Consider the following 13,438-nt stretch of genomic DNA (forward strand, 5'->3'; position numbering starts at 1 on the left):
CACGTGATCCGTAAATGGACGCTGATGCTGCATCTTTTAGAATATTAATTTCAGCAATATCATTAGGGTTTACTGAGCTTAAAGAGCTTCCTTCAGTAAGTGGAAACCCATCTACTACTATAAGTGGATTTGTACCAGCGGTGAGTGTTCCCGTACCTCTAATTATAATCTGTGAATCATTACCATGGCTGACCGTTTGATTGGTTGATAATTACACCTGAAACTTTACCAGCTAATTGTTGATCTACACTAGCAGCTGTAACATTTTCAAGTTCGCTGCTTTTTATTTCAGAGACCGATCCAACAACCTTTGCTCTTGCTTGTTGACCATAACCGATAAGCACAACTTCTTGTAGGGCGGAAGAAGCCATTGATAATTGAATATCCATTTGAACTTGTTCTCCCACCGGCACATATTCAGTGTTATATCCAATATAGGACACTACCAGAACCGCATCCGGACCTACGTTAATACTGAAGTTTCCATCAAAATCTGTAGCCGTACCGTTGGTGGTTCCTTTTTCTACGATAGAGGCTCCGGGTAAGGGTTCACCAGTATCGTCTAAAACTCTGCCTTCAATTTGTTGAAAAAGCAGGTCGACAACTTTTTTTTCGGTTTGTTTACGTCTATCAATAGAAATATTCTCATCTATTCGTCTAAAAGCAAGACCCGCATCTTTTGCTAAAATTTCCAAAACGGATTTCAGAGAAACTCCACTGTAATTAAAATTGTATCGGTTTTTCAAATTGGTAATTCCCCTCCCGTATACAAAGTTAAAAGTAGTTTGCTTTTCAATAGTTGAAATAACCTCTTCAATAGAGGCATCTTTTAGTGATAGTTCTACAGAAACTTGGTCTAATCGTTGGGCCTCAACCGTTGACGCAAAAAGAGGGTTCATTAACGCAACAATCACAAGAAGAACGGTAATTTTCATTGTCAGCGCAATAAATTGTTTAATACTTGGTGAATTCATAACTTCACAGAATGTTTAATGGTTATCTATTTAATCGTTAAATGCCTTGCAGTCTGTTGATCCTCGCCAAAGTGTCACAGGCTGCTTTTTTGTTTTAAGTGTATTTTACATGGTAATTTGGTTTTAGTGGTTACATGATCCTTTAAATAAAATTGAGTTTCCTTCTAAATACTCGTAATCCATTCCTTTGGTAGCAAACTTTATACTCTCAAGAACTACATGAAGCTTTGCCTTTTCATAACGAGCCGTAATATGACAGTTTTTGAGTGATGGAGATTGGAAATCTATTTTTATTCCATACCATCTTTTCAGCATTTTTGATGCATCTTGAAAGGTGATATCGTTAAATCTGATGATTCCGTTTTTCCAATCTAAATAGTTTTCGTTTGCTATGGTTGAAGTAGTTATTTTATCACCGTTTTTACTATACTCGGCCATTTGATTAGGAGTTAAAAAAACCGTGTTTAATTTGCCTTCTTTACTTTTAGATTGAACCCTGACTTTTCCCGTTCTGACGGTAACTGAAATATTTTGGACAAAGTCATAAGCATTAACGTTAAATGAAGTTCCCAATACTTGAGTAGTAACATTTTCAGTATGTATTATAAAAGGTTTGTTAGGATTTTTTGCTACTTCAAAAAATGCTTCGCCAATTAACGTTACCTCTCTTGTAGATAAATCATTGAAGTTTTCAGCAAACTCAATACTACTGCCCGCATTTAAAGAGATTTTTGTCCCATCGCTTAATTTTATGGTTGAACGTTGACCCCACTCTGTGGATTTAGTTATAAATCTCTGTGCGACGACATCGGATTTGGCAGAAGGATAGACATTGTAGAAAACAGCACTTAAACTAAATAACAACAAAACGATTGCTGCAGAAAGTTTTAACCATTTATACGTATTCTTAGGTTGACTCTTAGTTGAGTCAATTCTCTTTTTAATAATGTTGGAATATATTTCATTTTGAATAATGGACTCATCGTTAATCTCAGTTAGAGGTGCGTCCGGTTCATTATAAATATCCAGAACTTTATCCAAAAATTCTTGTTCCTTCTGGGTACAGTGACCTGAAGTATATTTGTCGATTAAATTTTGAAGTTCCTTTTCGGTCATTATTATGGTGCTCTATTAGTAAGAGTATAAAATGATCAATGACCCTAAGGAAGAATGTACTTTTTTTTTAAAAAAATAATTTATGAAGCAATTACAGGGGTCAATCGTTTGATTGATTGGGTAATATGGTATTCAACAGTTTTTATTGAAATATTTAATTTATGAGCAATTTCTTTATTAGAAAGATCATCATACCTGCTCATGGTAAAAACCTGTTTGGTTTTTAACGGTAAAGAGTTGATACCAATTTCTATTTTGGACTTTGTTTCTCTAAAGTCTAATTCTCGTTCAGTATTATTTTCTACATCAGCTAGGTTGATCTGATTTAGTAAATCAGTATAATTTTTATTTTTTCTTATATATTCTAAACACTTGTATTTGGTAGCAGAAAATAAGTAGGATTGTACATTGTTGATTTCCAATTCTTTTCTTTTGGTCCAGAGATTACAGAAAACATCTTGGACCACATCTTTGGCTTCTGTTTCGTTCTTTAATAACTTCAGGGAGAATAGGTAGAGGCTTTTCCAGAGCCGATCATATAATTGTTTAAAAGCAACTTCGTTGTCTTTGAGGGTAAGCAAAAACAAATTGGTATTTGAAATTTTCATAGGTGTGGTCTAACACTTGCAATGTTACCCAGATAACTTAACCCACATATTACCTAAACTTTAATTTTGTCTTATAATAACTTGAAATTATAAGGGCGTATGTTGATTTAATGATTTAGACCATGTTGAGATTCACCGATGCTTTTTTTTGGGTTGTTGTATGGTTGTAGGGCATGAGCTGATATGATTAATGTGAGGTGATAGAGGTAAGGTCGTATTAATTATAAGTTTTGATAAAATCAAGCTCACTTAGAGTTTTCACTTCTATACCATTTATGTTAATATCTTAACATTCTACACACTACATTTAAAGTAGGTAAAGTATTACATTATATTTACATTTTATTCTAATGTAAACTATAAAAGTAACTAACCCTATGAAGTATTTCGCCCCGAATTACGTTTCTCTTTTTGCTCTTGTATCCTTTTTTCTAATTGGTTGTTCTAAAGATGAATATCATCCGGATAATTCTATTTATGAGGAAATTCCAATAGAAGGAACTCCATTAGAAGGAATTACAATAAATGGTGAACTGGATGTTCCCACCTATTACTATGATAATCAAGGTCCACATAAACATAAATCTCAAAGCTTAACAGCAAAAGATGTTGGGTTTACAGAAACTTTTGAGTCCGGTTCAAAAGGGAGCTATGCCGGAGGTAGTGTAAGTTTATCCCCTTCAGGAGACTGGTATCTTGATGATGCCCTTTTAGGTTCCTTGACGAACGACCGAAAGTTTGGATCTAAATCCGTAAGAATTAGAAATAGCGGCTCATTAACCATGAGTTTCAATATGGATAATGGAGCTAGCAGTATTCTTGTGCGCCATGCTGCATATGGTAGTAATGGAGCATCTAATTGGAGATTGGTATCATCATATGATGATGGTGTAACTTGGTACTTTGTTGGAGACACGATTACCACAAATTCAACAACATTGAATACGGTTACATTTGAAGTGAATGATACCCAAAGTGTTCGGTATGGTATCTATAAAATTTCTGGAGGTTCTAATAGAATTAATATAGATAATATTGAAATTGATGTAGATACATCAGGAGGAGGGGATAGTCCATCTATGGATAGTAACCTTACTTTTGGAAATCCTTCTGATGCAGCTTCCTCTCCTAATAATTATTTCCTTTCTAAACCAGATTTTAGCCTATCATATAATAATAGTAACGGAACGGCCAACTGGGTTAGCTGGCATTTAAGCACAGCATGGACGGGTACAACTTCAAGGTGTAACTGTTTCAAGTCGGATACGACACTTCCAAGTATTTTCTTTAGAGCAACGACTAGTGATTATACTAATTCCGGGTTTGATAGGGGCCATTTATGCCCTTCGGCGGACCGTAATGGTAGCGAAGACTCAAATGAGAATACTTATTATATGACCAATATAGCACCGCAGGCCCCGGATAATAACCGTAGGTCATGGGCCAATCTGGAAAGTTATTTGCGTTCACTGACTTTAGAGGGTAATGAAGTCCATATTATTTCTGGGGTTGTTGGCACCGGTGGAACGGGAAGCAATGGGTCTGCAAATACCATATCCAACGGAGAAATAAACGTCCCCGATTCTTTCTGGAAAGTAGCGTTAATTTTGCCTAATGGAGTTAATGATATTCAACGTGTGACCACATCCACAAGGGTGATTGCTGTACTTGTACCTAATGACCAAGATATAAATACGGATTGGACACAATTCAAAACTACGGTAGATAACATAGAGAGCTTAACGGGGTATGACCTTCTGGAGAATATATCCGATACTATAGAATCTGTTTTAGAGTCTACTGTGGATACGGAACCGTCAGTTTAGCTAGCAGGTTTTTTTAATTGATAGAGATTTAATTTAGTATAGGTGACTACCTAGGGTGCTTCATGGGTATAACTAAATAAAAACTCAAAAGCCTCTTGTAATGACATTCCCGGCACTTTTGGCCCTGATTGCATTCTGGTTCAGGTTCTGTGCTGATTGCATCTGCAGGCCATACAAAGACATTTTCAATGGCCTTGTTATTAGTTTGCTCAGCAAAAGATTTGGTCTCGAACAGACTAGAGCCTTTCTTTTGAGAGTTTTAGAAGATTGTATTGGTAGGCGGAAAAATTGGTAACCTGTCTGCTTACCCCGAGAAATATGGACATAAAAAAAACGGTTTAGAATGAACTAAACCGTTGTTTTTACTGATGTAGCGAGAGGGGGGCACGATCCCCCGACCTCCGGGTTATGAATCCGACGCTCTAACCAACTGAGCTACCTCGCCGCATAATTATTTTGATAACGGCTGCAAATGTAAAGTTTATTTCTTGTTCCTCGGCAATACTTTGATAAAATTATTCTATCTCTTTTATTTTTTTATCATAAGGAAATCTATATATTGCCCATCGTAAACACTAAAGAATGGACGATAAAATAAAATTTGAACTAGAATTTGTAATACAAGCTTCACCACAATTGCTATACCAATACTTATCTACCCCATCAGGTCTTTCAGAGTGGTTTGCTGATAACGTGAATTTGAAGGGTGAAGTGTTCAGTTTTATATGGGACGGTTCTGAAGAAGAAGCCAAATTGTTAAAACGTAAAAGTGACGAGTTTGTGAAATTCGCATGGGTGGAAAATGAAGACGATTCGTTTTTTGAATTAAAAATAATCGTAGATGAAATCACCAAAGATGTTTCACTTTTTATAACTGACTTTGCAGAAGAAGACGAAGTAGATGAAGCAAAAATGCTTTGGACTAATCAAGTAACGGATCTTAAACAGGTTTTAGGCTCTAAGTAATCGTATTCTTCTAATATCACCTTATATTTGGTCCCGATAATCATCGGGACTTTTTTTATGGTTAATTACAACGGAAATCTACTAGAGGAAAATACACAATTTTTAGACCACCAAAACAGGGGCTTACGCTATGGCGATGCTCTTTTTGAAACCATGAGAATGGTTAACGGAAAACTGTTTTTTTGGGAAGACCATTATCTTAGGTTAATGGCCTCTATGCGCGTATTGCGAATGGAGATACCTATGGATTTTACCATGGAATTCTTGGAGTCAAAAATTAGTGAAACGGTTGAAGCAAACAGTTTGTCTAATTCTCAGGCGCGCATCCGCTTTACCGTTTTTAGGGAAAAGGGAGGTTTATATTTACCTACCACTAATGAAATTAGCTACTGCATAGAAGCTTTGCCGCTTAAAAATCCTTTTTACGTACTTAGTGAAGATGCTTATGAGGTTGAGCTTTTTAAGGATTTCTATGTTAATGCAGATATGTTATCAACCTTAAAGACAAACAACAAAATCATAAATGTTGTAGGTAGTATTTTTGCCAAAGAAAATGACTATCAAAATTGCCTTCTCTTAAATAGTTCAAAACAAGTAATTGAAGCTTTAAACGGGAATATCTTTTTAGTTAAGAATGGTGTGATAAAAACGCCGCCTTTAAAAGATGGCTGCCTAAACGGAATCATCCGTAAAAAGTTGATAGATATTCTTGGTAAAATTGAAGGGTATCAGTTTGAAGAGACCTCAATATCTCCTTTTGAACTTCAAAAGGCAGATGAGCTGTTTATTACAAATAGCATTGCGGGCATACAACCCATTACAAGGTACAGAAAGAAAGAATTTGGAAGTACTGTAGCAAAAGAGCTTTTGGGTAAGCTAAACGCCACCGCAAGGCTTTCATAGCAAAAAGAATAGGGGAGTACCTAGTTTAAACTTGGATTTTCTGGAGAATTTGACCAAAGAAGGTAATCTCCTCCTAATTCTACCATTTTTTCTTTCCAAAATGCTTCGGAAGATTTATGGATTAATGCACTATCATAATCGTTCTCTACAACCACCCATGATTTGGATAATAACTCTTTATCCAGTTGAAGGGAAGACCAACCGGAGTAACCAAGGAAAAAACGAATGTCTTCCTCTGAGATAACTTTCTGATTTATAAGATCTATAGTGTCCTCAAAATCACCGCCCCAAAAAATACCATCAGAAATCTCAATGCTATTGGTAATCAATTCTGGAACTTTATGTATAAAGTAAAGGTTGTCCTGTTCTACAGGGCCACCGTTGTAAACTTGAAAAGGTATCTCGATCTCGTTTATGAGTTCGCCAATGGTGTACTCTAATGGTTTATTTAAAATAAAGCCAACTGAGCCCTCTTTATTATGTTCTGCTAAGAGAACTACGGAGCGATTAAAGGATACGTCTCCGGTCAAGGTTGGTTCTGCAATAAGGAGCTTGCCCTTTTCTGGTTTTAGGTCTACCATAATTATATGAACTAATGATAACTAAAATAAGACATTTCTTATAAAAAGCAAGTATGAATAAAAAAAAAGCGTCTACAATGTAGACGCTTTTTAATATTAAGGCTAGTAAGACTAGTTTACTGAATTAGCCAATTCAGATCCTGCTTTGAACTTTACAACGTTCTTAGCTGCAATCTGGATAGTTTTACCTGTAGAAGGGTTTCTTCCTTCTCTTGCATTTCTTTTAGATACTGACCAAGATCCAAAACCAACTAAAGAAACTCTGTTACCTCCTTTAAGAGATCCTTCAACATTTCCTAAGAAAGATTCCAATGCTTTTTTTGCTGCGGCTTTTGTGATGCCGGCGTCTGCTGCCATTGCATCGATCAATTCTGTTTTGTTCATAATTTAATTAATTAATTGTTGTTAAACGTATTTTAATGTTAAACAAATTTATAGGGATTTCCTTCCAACGCAAGTAAAATGGGGGGAAATCACTGTTTTTGTTAATAACTATGGGTGTTTGTTGATAAAGTAGGGGTTTTTTTACGCTTCTCGCAGCCCAATGATACCAAGGCTTTACAACATTTGGGCATTTTTTTGCAAGTTTAGACCATTTAGAACATCCTGAATCTTCATTTTTCTCTCTTAAGCAACTGTATTTCTAGTAGGTTTATGTATCCGCCAGCTACCGCAACTTTGAGTTCTTTTTTGGTAAATTCTATTTCTCCTACATTTAATTGGTGGTCCGCTAGTTCTTTCTGCGTTTCATATATTTTTACAAATACCTTCTCATCTCCGTTTATTAATGTAGTCCATGCTCCAGGATAAGGACTCAATCCTCTTATATGGTTAAAGACGTCATCAATAGATTTGTTCCAATCAATTTCACAAGTATCCTTATGTATTTTAAACGCTTCTTTTAATTCTTTTGAAATAGGCTGCGCAATTGTGGTAACAGGTCCTTTGGCAATAGCTTTTACAGTTTTTAGAACAAGATCGGCACCCATGACCATTAATTTGTCATGTAGTTCTCCTGCAAACATGTTTTCTTCTATATCTGTACGGTCTTGTAATATAATTTCTCCGGTATCTATTTTATCATCTATAAAGAAAGTAGTTACTCCTGTTTCTTTTTCTCCGTTGATGATAGCCCAGTTTATTGGGGCTGCACCTCGGTAATCTGGTAAAAGGGAAGCATGAAGGTTGAATGTTCCATACTCGGGCATTGCCCATACCCCCTTTGGCAACATGCGAAAAGCAACTACGATTTGAAGGTTTGCATTCAGGGCCTTCAGTTCAGCTAAGAAATCTTCATTTTTAAGATTGGTAGGCTGTAGTACTTTTAATCCGTTTTCTAGTGCGTATTTTTTTACGTGAGATTGTTGCAGGCTTCTGCCTCTTCCTGCTGGTCTGTCCGGAGCCGTGATGACCCCAACTACGTTATAATTATTATCCACTAATTTCGCTAGAATGGTAGTTGCGAACTCTGGCGTTCCCATAAAGACGATGCGTAAATCTTTCATTGTGTTCCTTTATTTTTTAACCTATACTATATAAGGTCTATTTTATTCGATACTCATTTTTTGTATTAATCTCAATAACATCATCTTCTAACATAAGCTGCAAAGCTCTTAAAACAAGCTTTTCTTTATAGGTCATTACGGCTATTAATGCTCTTGATGTATGTGGCGAATCTTGTAATATGGAGGTGATTTCTTTTGAAACCTGAATGAAAGTCGGTTTTTGGGGAGCTTTCTTTTTTATACAAACATCGCATATGCCACAGTCTTCCGTATTGTTTTCTCCAAAGTATTCTAAAATCTGTCTGCTTCTACATTTGGTGTCATTCTTAATGTAGTCTATCATTTGAAAAACCTTTTCCGTCTTAACTTGGTTTTGTTCCTGTACTTTTTTGGCGAAGACATTTATAGTAAGGTCGTCTTCACGAGGAACAAGAAAGGTAATTTCTAAATCGCTTTGGTGTGCTTCATAGGTAATGATCCCATCTTTTTTAAGTTGTTCCAAAACCTTGAAAACATGTGTTTCTGAAGTATTGGTTTTCTTGGCAATGATACCAGGGTTGATTTTTGTCTCAAAATCAAAAATACCACCATAGGTTCTTAAAATGGTCTGGATAATACTAGCGGCATCTTTATGTAAATCTAGATAATCAAAAATGGCGTCCTTTTCAGAAATGAATTGTACGATTGTTCTTTTTGAAAATGATTCCGATAGGGAAACCACTGAGTTGCGGTCTAGGATTTTGAGGCCGTTATAGGCTAAAAATGAATTTAGGCTATAGGTTCTCACGAATTCATTAAAGTTAAACTGAAAGGTTTCGTTACTGCCCTCGCCATATCCTATTCTAAAGTAATTGTTGAGTTTGTTATATATTTTTTTTAGGAAAGCAGTATCTGGTAGAACGCTTAGAAATTGGTTCTTCAGTTGCTCTTCATCATTCGGGTTGGTAATCAGTACAGCTTCCGCAGGCTCTCCATCACGACCCGCTCTTCCTGCTTCTTGATAGTAATTCTCAAGACAATCTGGTATTTGATAATGTACCACAAGAGAAACATCTGGCTTGTCCACTCCCATACCAAAGGCATTTGTGGCCACCATAATTTGGATTTTGTTTGTAAGCCAGTGGTCTAATTTTTTCTCTTTTTCTTTTTTGGTTATTCCTCCGTGAAAAAAAGTAGCGCTACATCCTTTGGAGTTTAAAAACTGAGCCAGCTCTACGGTGCCTCTCCGGGTACCTACATATACAATACCGCTTTTCTTAATTTGTGAACAAAGCTGTGCTAATCTGTAATGCTTGTCTTCTTCCCATAAAATCTTGAAAGCAATATTTTTTCGGGCAAACGAATCCGTAACAATTACGGGAGCAGTTAGGTGTAGGCTCTCCACAATATCTTGGGCAACTCTATCCGTTGCTGTGGCGGTCAATGCTACTACTGGTGTTTGGGGTAGAAGTTTGCGTAGTTCTGCGCATTCTAGATAAGCAGGCCTAAAGTCGTGCCCCCACTGAGAAATACAATGCGCTTCATCTATTGCCACAAGATTTACGTTCATCTGACGTATTTTCTCTTGAACCAATTCTTGTTGTAAGCGTTCTGGGGATAGGTATACAAATTTATATCCGCCGTATAAACAGTTGTCTAAAAGGTCTAAAAGTTCATTAAAAGGGATTCCACCGGTAAGCGCAATAGCTTTAATACCTCTTTTTTTGAGACCTTCTACCTGATCTTGTATAAGTGCAATTAGAGGAGAGACTACAATACATAATCCCTCTTGTGCCATAGCAGGAACTTGAAAGCAGACGGATTTTCCACCACCTGTTGGTAATAAGGCCAACACGTCTCGCTTATCTAAAATGGCATCTATTATTTCTTTCTGGGAACCTTTAAAACTATCAAAGCCCCAATATTGCCGTAAAATGGATATCGGGTTTTCTTGCATTATTTTAAATTTAGCAGTTCTAGAATAAACCTTGTACGTTCTTCAATACTTCCTTTTGGTATGATAGTAATAGGGTAGCCTACTTGTTCATATGTAGCTTTAAGATGCTCATAAACCCGCTGGGCTTCCTCAAAAGATTCAAACCTTTCGTTATCTACTACATGGATTTCTTTCCATGGTGGCATCAGTAGAATTTGATGGTAACGATAGGTGTGACAAGGCTTCTCAAACTCCTCGCTATACGTTTGGCCAAAACAGTTCATGTATGCGTGTACATCAGGTATTCCTCTATCAAAAAACACAATATTTTCAGTAGTGTTTTCGGCATCTACATATTGTTTTATTCTGCCGTCTAAAAGACTCTGATTAAATTTCTTGGGATCCTTTACGGAAAGAATCGGATTAACCGCGAATTCATTAGCGTCATCCTCATTTTTTTCTAACGAAGTCATGCTTCGTATAATTTCGTGTACAACCGGAAAACCATTTTTTTCAAGGTTTTCAATGACTGATGTTTTGCCTGTACTTGGGCCACCTGTAATAACTACTTTTCTAAGATCCAATAGATAATTGTTGTTCATGCAAAAGTAATCATTCCGCAATGATTTTAAAATTGAACGTTTACCGTTATCTTTGTAAAAAACGGATATATGGAAAATCAATCTCCAGAAGATTTTTACAAACACTTACGTAAACAGTTAGAGGAAACATCTACTTGGCCTTCTAATTACCTCTACAAGTTTATAGTAAAAAGCGAGCCTGAAAAAATAAAAAGCATTCACGAAATATTTGATAATATTGGAGCCGTTATACAATTGAAGGAATCTAAAAACGCAAAGTATACTAGTGTTTCCATCACGGTAAACATGAAAAATCCCGATGCTGTAATCGAGAAATACCAAGAAGTAGGCAAGGTTGAAGGGGTAATATCCCTATAAATAGTATTTGACCCATAATTTTCTTAATTTGCAGACGTTATAAGAACACTTCCTTATTTATTTTTAAGCAAAACTTTTCAATTTGAATTTAGTAGAAAACCTAGAATATAACACGGAAAGGTCAAAATTGATCATTCCAGAGTACGGGCGTCATTTTCAGAAAATGGTAGATCATGCCATTTCCATTGAGGACGATGAAGAGAGAAATAAAGTGGCCCAATCTATTATTAGTGTTATGGGTAATATTCAGCCGCATTTAAGAGATGTGCCTGATTTTCAGCATAAACTTTGGGATCAGTTGTTTATTATGTCCGATTTTAAATTGGATGTAAAGTCGCCTTTTCCTATTACGAGTAAAGAGGTTTTAAGAAAACGTCCGGATTCGTTAGAATATCCTCAGAATTTTCCAAAATATCGTTTCTACGGAAACAACATTAAAAGAATGATTGATGTTGCCGTAAAATGGGAAAAGGGAGATATGCGCGATGGTTTAGAATATGCCATTGCCAACCACATGAAAAAATGTTACCTGAATTGGAACAAAGATACTGTAGACGATAAAGCTATTTTTAAACACCTTCTTGAGCTTAGTGATGGTCAAATAGATATGACCGGAGAAACGCTTACGGATAGTGGTCAGTTTTTGAAAAATAGAGTTGCTAAAACTCCTAGAAACAGTAATTCAGGAAAGAAAAATAACCAACGTAGCAATAACAATAACAATCGCGGTAAAAAGCGATATTAATACTCCTCAATCTTACATGGGTACCTTTATAATTGAAGGCGGTCACCAGCTCTCTGGTGAAATTACGCCACAAGGCGCTAAAAATGAAGCCTTACAGATTCTCTGTGCCGTACTACTTACTAGCGAAACGGTTACCATTAACAATATTCCGAACATCGTAGATGTCAATAAGCTAATAGCATTGCTTGAAGATTTGGGTGTAAAAATCCAGAAAAAAGCGAAAGGCTCGTATAGTTTTAAGGCAGACGATATCAACCTAGATTACCTACAATCGGACCAATTTAAAAAAGATGGTCGTGGTCTTAGAGGATCTATAATGTTGGTAGGTCCATTACTTGCACGTTTTGGCAAAGGATATATTCCTAAGCCGGGCGGTGATAAAATTGGACGTAGACGTCTAGATACACACTTTGAAGGATTCATAAAATTAGGAGCTAAGTTCAGATACAACAAAGAAGAATATTTCTATGGTGTAGAGGCTAAGAAACTAAAGGGTACTTATATGTTACTGGATGAAGCTTCCGTAACTGGTACTGCCAATATTCTTATGGCTGCTGTTTTGGCCGAAGGTAAGACCACTATTTACAATGCTGCTTGTGAGCCTTATTTGCAACAGTTGTGTAAAATGTTGAACCGTATGGGTGCTAAAATTTCTGGTGTAGGTTCTAACCTACTGGAAATTGAAGGTGTTGAGTCCTTGGGAGGAACAGACCACAGAATGCTTCCGGATATGATTGAAATTGGTAGCTGGATAGGACTTGCTGCCATGACTAAAAGTGAACTGACTATCAAAAATGTAAGTTGGGACGATTTAGGTCAGATACCAACCGTATTTAGAAAGTTGGGTATAACTGTAGAACGAAAAGGAGATGACGTTTTTATTCCAAAGCACATTAACGGTTACGAGATACAGAACTTTATAGATGGTTCTATTCTTACCATTGCCGATGCTCCTTGGTAAGGTTTAACCCCAGATTTATTAAGTATTATTCTTGTGGTAGCTACGCAGGCTAAAGGAGAGGTACTTATTCATCAAAAGATGTTTGAAAGTCGTTTGTTCTTTGTGGATAAACTTATAGATATGGGGGCAAAGATTATTCTTTGTGATCCGCACCGTGCAACAGTAATAGGTCATGATTTTAAATCAACCTTAAAGGCTACTACTATGGTATCGCCAGATATTAGAGCGGGAGTTTCTTTATTAATAGCGGCGCTATCGGCAAAAGGTACTTCTACTATTCATAATATTGAGCAGATAGATCGTGGGTATGAAGATATTGAAACACGTTTGCAAGCTATTGGAGCAAAAATTACTAGAGTTTAAAATATTTAACGCTTAG

At 36.4% G+C, this 13,438-nt stretch carries 13 protein-coding genes, 1 tRNA gene and 2 pseudogenes; 6 read left to right on the forward strand and 10 right to left on the reverse strand.

Translation table 11 applies throughout. The annotated features are described in order from the left end of the window. Positions 1–10: 10 nt before the first annotated feature. The 4 genes and pseudogenes from Q5W13_RS18525 to Q5W13_RS18540 all read right to left on the reverse strand — a co-directional run. Positions 11–169 (reverse strand): annotated as a pseudogene (locus tag Q5W13_RS18525) (TonB-dependent receptor plug domain-containing protein); the annotation flags it as partial. 10 nt (positions 170–179) lie between these two features. Next, entirely contained in the window at positions 180–974 is a 795-nt protein-coding gene (locus Q5W13_RS18530; protein ID WP_304444035.1) for a carboxypeptidase-like regulatory domain-containing protein, read from the reverse strand. A 123-nt stretch (positions 975–1,097) separates the two neighbouring features. Next, the gene (locus Q5W13_RS18535; protein WP_304444036.1) at positions 1,098–2,090 is read right to left on the reverse strand and encodes a FecR family protein; all 993 of its coding nucleotides are present in this window, start codon (positions 2,088–2,090) and stop codon (positions 1,098–1,100) included. Positions 2,091–2,170: 80 nt separating this feature from the next. After that, on the reverse strand, positions 2,171–2,698 hold the full coding sequence (locus tag Q5W13_RS18540; RefSeq protein ID WP_304444037.1) for an RNA polymerase sigma-70 factor: 528 nt from the start codon (positions 2,696–2,698) through the stop codon (positions 2,171–2,173). 377 nt (positions 2,699–3,075) lie between these two features. Between Q5W13_RS18540 and Q5W13_RS18545 the strand changes: the two genes are divergently transcribed. Beyond that, positions 3,076–4,524 carry a DNA/RNA non-specific endonuclease gene (locus tag Q5W13_RS18545; RefSeq protein WP_304444038.1) on the forward strand — a complete coding sequence of 483 codons (1,449 nt, stop codon included), beginning with the start codon at positions 3,076–3,078 and terminating at the stop codon, positions 4,522–4,524. A 371-nt stretch (positions 4,525–4,895) separates the two neighbouring features. Here Q5W13_RS18545 and Q5W13_RS18550 read toward each other — a convergent pair. Continuing rightward, a tRNA-Met gene (locus Q5W13_RS18550) sits at positions 4,896–4,969 on the reverse strand. Positions 4,970–5,106: 137 nt separating this feature from the next. On the opposite strand from Q5W13_RS18550, the gene Q5W13_RS18555 reads away from it, so the two are divergent. Next, positions 5,107–5,490: an START-like domain-containing protein gene (locus tag Q5W13_RS18555; RefSeq protein ID WP_304444039.1), complete on the forward strand. Its 384-nt coding sequence runs from the start codon at positions 5,107–5,109 to the stop codon at positions 5,488–5,490. Between the two features lie 57 nt (positions 5,491–5,547). Beyond that, a complete protein-coding gene (locus tag Q5W13_RS18560; RefSeq protein WP_304444040.1) occupies positions 5,548–6,393 on the forward strand; it encodes an aminotransferase class IV in 846 nt (281 codons plus the stop codon). A 20-nt stretch (positions 6,394–6,413) separates the two neighbouring features. Here the strand turns inward: Q5W13_RS18560 and Q5W13_RS18565 are convergent, their stop codons facing one another. The 5 genes from Q5W13_RS18565 to Q5W13_RS18585 all read right to left on the reverse strand — a co-directional run bounded on the left by Q5W13_RS18565 (position 6,414) and on the right by Q5W13_RS18585 (position 10,996). Continuing rightward, the gene (locus Q5W13_RS18565; RefSeq protein WP_155596097.1) at positions 6,414–6,974 is read right to left on the reverse strand and encodes a YqgE/AlgH family protein; all 561 of its coding nucleotides are present in this window, start codon (positions 6,972–6,974) and stop codon (positions 6,414–6,416) included. A 111-nt stretch (positions 6,975–7,085) separates the two neighbouring features. Next, complete coding sequence (locus Q5W13_RS18570; RefSeq protein ID WP_155596098.1) at positions 7,086–7,358, reverse strand: HU family DNA-binding protein; 273 nt, start codon at positions 7,356–7,358, stop codon at positions 7,086–7,088. 230 nt (positions 7,359–7,588) lie between these two features. Beyond that, a complete protein-coding gene (fmt, locus tag Q5W13_RS18575; RefSeq protein WP_368662311.1) occupies positions 7,589–8,479 on the reverse strand; it encodes a methionyl-tRNA formyltransferase in 891 nt (296 codons plus the stop codon). A gap of 37 nt (positions 8,480–8,516) precedes the next feature. After that, positions 8,517–10,415, reverse strand: a complete 1,899-nt coding sequence (locus tag Q5W13_RS18580; protein ID WP_304444041.1) for a RecQ family ATP-dependent DNA helicase — start codon at positions 10,413–10,415, stop codon at positions 8,517–8,519. Then, a complete protein-coding gene (locus Q5W13_RS18585) occupies positions 10,415–10,996 on the reverse strand; it encodes an AAA family ATPase (RefSeq protein ID WP_304444042.1) in 582 nt (193 codons plus the stop codon). Before Q5W13_RS18585 ends, Q5W13_RS18580 begins: the two co-directional genes overlap by 1 nt. Positions 10,997–11,065: 69 nt before the next feature. On the opposite strand from Q5W13_RS18585, the gene Q5W13_RS18590 reads away from it, so the two are divergent. The 3 genes and pseudogenes from Q5W13_RS18590 (at position 11,066) to murA (ending at position 13,422) form a co-directional block, all read left to right on the forward strand. Beyond that, a complete protein-coding gene (locus tag Q5W13_RS18590) occupies positions 11,066–11,353 on the forward strand; it encodes a DUF493 family protein (RefSeq protein WP_155596102.1) in 288 nt (95 codons plus the stop codon). An 82-nt stretch (positions 11,354–11,435) separates the two neighbouring features. Beyond that, a complete protein-coding gene (locus Q5W13_RS18595) occupies positions 11,436–12,098 on the forward strand; it encodes a DUF4290 domain-containing protein (RefSeq protein ID WP_155596103.1) in 663 nt (220 codons plus the stop codon). 16 nt (positions 12,099–12,114) lie between these two features. Then, a pseudogene (gene murA / locus Q5W13_RS18600) lies at positions 12,115–13,422 on the forward strand (UDP-N-acetylglucosamine 1-carboxyvinyltransferase). Positions 13,423–13,438: the final 16 nt, after the last annotated feature.

It is taken from the genome of Zobellia laminariae (assembly GCF_030553095.1).
Lineage (GTDB): Bacteria > Bacteroidota > Bacteroidia > Flavobacteriales > Flavobacteriaceae > Zobellia > Zobellia laminariae.